The organism is Hydrocoleum sp. CS-953, assembly GCF_002260545.1.
In the GTDB taxonomy this organism is placed as follows: Bacteria; Cyanobacteriota; Cyanobacteriia; order Cyanobacteriales; family Microcoleaceae; genus Trichodesmium.
Window position 1 is genome coordinate 1 of sequence record NZ_LGSU01000361.1, and the last position, 2,874, is coordinate 2,874.

The 2,874-nt window shown below is 33.8% G+C and carries 1 protein-coding gene; it reads left to right on the forward strand.

All coding sequences use genetic code 11. The annotated features are described in order from the left end of the window. Positions 1-841 precede the first annotated feature (841 nt). Positions 842-1,707, forward strand: an 866-nt coding sequence (locus tag AFK68_RS03415; RefSeq protein ID WP_246843974.1) for an FAD-binding oxidoreductase, incomplete at its 3' end; no start/stop codon positions are given. Positions 1,708-2,874: the final 1,167 nt, after the last annotated feature.

Sequence of the window (2,874 nt, forward strand, 5' to 3'; positions counted from 1 at the left end):
AATCTATATAGTAAAAAAAATTAGCATTTAAGCATTAACTAATTTAAAAATAAACTTCCAGTTTCCTCAATTAACAGACTAGATTTATCCAAATTGAAATCATTAGTTTCCGTCATAATCAACTCTAAAAGACCTTTTTCAGCGATGACCTGTGGTTGTATCAATAAAAAGCCTCCCTTATCACGATAGAAAGTAATATTCACAGGCACTTTTAATGTCCTTAAAATAACTTCAGATTTTCCTGATAACTGACGTTGTGTAGTATCTCCAATTACCTCATAGGAAATTTTAGCAGCAGTTTTATTTGTGAGTTTAATATTGACAAAACCATTCACAGGTTTAATAATTCCAAGAGGCAATTGTCTGTCTCCAGGTAAAGGAGCTGTTGAGCCATCAACAATTGATTTTTCGGAAGGCTGAGTTGGCTGAATTTGAAGACTATTTGATGGTAATACGGTCGAAGACTGTTTTTCCTGAGAAAAGGACTTAGGTATAGGAGAATCAAAACGAGGCAATTGTGCTAGGCTAATTGTAGGCCAAATTATACTTGATAGTAATATAAGTATAGGTCTACAAATTACAATCTTGAGTCTAGTATTTATCTTGAATAACTCATTAATCAATTGCAAAATTATGCCGAAAANGGCTAATTGTAGGCCAAATTATACTTGATAGTAATATAAGTATAGGTCTACAAATTACAATCTTGAGTCTAGTATTTATCTTGAATAACTCATTAATCAATTGCATAATTATTTTGCTAAATAATCTAATGTTTGTTATTAGTTAAATACCTATTATTATATCAGGAAACTGTTACATTAAAAAATATAAAAAATATATGAAAAGTTACGATTGGATTGTAGTCGGGGGTGGTATAACTGGAGCTGCTCTTAGTTATGAACTGGTAAAAAAAGGTTTTGCTGTACTCCTTTTGGAAAAATATTCTACTTTAAAAAGTGCCACTCGTTATAGTTATGCTGGTCTACCCTACTGGTCTGCTACTACAAATTTGACCAATCAACTTTTTCAGGAAGGAAAACAACGCCATCATTATCTATCAGAAGAGTTAGAAATAGATACCCAGTTTCGAGAGTTAGATTTATTACTAACTATAACCCCAGAAGATGACCCAGAAAAAATAGCTACTAATTTCTCCCAGTGTAATACTGTACCTCGTTTCATAAGTGTCGAAGAAGCTTGTGAAATGGAACCCTTACTAAATAAAGAGGCGATCGCAGGAGCTTTGAGTGTGAGTCAAGGTCATGTTTCTCCAGAAGCTATAACTTTAGGATACTCTCAAGCATTTACTAGGTTAGGAGGTCAAATTGAAATTGCAGAGGTAACTGGGTTAGTCAAAACTGGCAATTCAACCCATAGCTATCCAGAACGCATAACCGGAGTCTACACCACAAACAAAACTTATCACGCTGCGAATATTGTTATTTGTGCAGGTGGAATTTCCCGTCACTTCCTAAAATCAGCAGGTATCCCTACCCGTATTTACTTCACCCATGCTGAAATGTTAGAAACTCCTCCTGTTGAACTGAAACTAAATACTACTGTGTTAACAGCATTAGAAAAACGTTTAAATTGTGAAGCTGCTACAAGTACAGTTGAGTTTGAGCAAATGTGGGATGAACCTGGTCACGAGTTTGTACCATTTAGCTTAGACGCTGGCACAATTCAATTTAAAAACGGTAGTATNCGTATTTACTTCACCCATGCTGAAATGTTAGAAACTCCTCCTGTTGAACTGAAACTAAATACTACTGTGTTAACAGCATTAGAAAAACGTTTAAATTGTGAAGCTGCTACAAGTACAGTTGAGTTTGAGCAAATGTGGGATGAACCTGGTCACGAGTTTGTACCATTTAGCTTAGACGCTGGCACAATTCAATTTAAAAACGGTAGTATCAGAATAGGTCAAATTTCCCGCGTACTCACTGACCCCCACGCTAAAGTAGATCCTGTTCAAAGTGAAACTGCTATGCGAGTAGAGATAGGAAAAATTTTGCCTGCATTAGAAAATTTACCAGCAACCTGGAATCACTGTTTAATAGCATACAGTGCTGACAACTTACCTCTCATCGGAGCTATTCCTAATATAGAAGGAATACATATTTTTTCTGGCTTTACCAGTCCATTCACACTCGTGCCTCCCCTAGCTAAAAGATTTGCTAATTATGTAGCTGGGGAACATGATGAGATTATCCAGCAATTATCTCCGAGTCGCTTTATCAATAATGGATAATGGATAATGGATAATGGATAATTGATAATTGATAATTGATAATTGATAATTGATAANTAATTATGTAGCTGGGGAACATGATGAGATTATCCAGCAATTATCTCCGAGTCGCTTTATCAATAATGGATAATGGATAATGGATAATGGATAATTGATAATTGATAATTGATAATTGATAATTGATAATGAATAATGAAAACTATAGCAATCCTAAATAGGTTGCAAAATTTTTTACACGAATAAAATAGGATTCTTATATCTCTAATTATTAATTATCAATAGACATCTCCAAAAACGAAAAATAAAATCAATTATTATCCGCAAATTATCAATTATTTCTACTTCCATTCAAGTTTTCCCTCTTCCTTCTTTTCTGGAGATTTATAATATAGGTTGTAACAATTCAAGAACTAGAAATAAACTCCGAAACTCTTACCCATTAACCATTGCCTCCAAATCTATTCCCAAAAAGTAGCAATATTTTTTACACGAATCAAATAGCATTCTTATATCTCTAAGAGACTTTTTGTAAAATAATTATTAAGAGAGCACGCGAAGTGACTAAAATATAAAAGCGGTAATGCTTCAAGGGATTGAAAGAAGGTAGATAGAGAAGTATT